This is a genomic window from Mesorhizobium sp. GbtcB19 (assembly GCF_019091085.1).
In the GTDB taxonomy this organism is placed as follows: Bacteria; Pseudomonadota; Alphaproteobacteria; order Rhizobiales; family Rhizobiaceae; genus Mesorhizobium.
The window spans coordinates 1-303 of sequence record NZ_JAGXJY010000172.1; the positions used below are offsets into that span (position 1 = coordinate 1).

Below are 303 nucleotides of genomic sequence, written 5' to 3' on the forward strand. Positions count from 1 at the left end.
GAAAAAAGTGACGAGATTAAAGAAAAAGAGTATGAGGAATTGCAAAGAGAAGGAGCATGTAATAGAAAAATCTCAAGATTTTTATGATGACACTATGTTAATGGATAGTAAATCATTTGGTACCATTGACCCTAATAGGGATTACTTTCAACATGGTATTATACATACAATTGTCAATGAAAAAAAGGTGAATTGGAAGTTAGGTGATAACAATGGAGATTGAACATTTAAAAACATTATCTTTAAATCCTTTTTTAAACAGCAAAATTATTAGGAGTTTTGTGAGTGGTTATGGAAAAGAAT

1 protein-coding gene is annotated in these 303 nt (G+C 29.0%); it reads left to right on the forward strand.

Annotated features, from left to right (window positions below):
- On the forward strand, nt 1-223 hold a 223-nt coding region (locus KVT37_RS32085; RefSeq protein WP_217579009.1), incomplete at its 5' end, for a hypothetical protein.
- Nucleotides 224-303 lie beyond the last annotated feature (80 nt).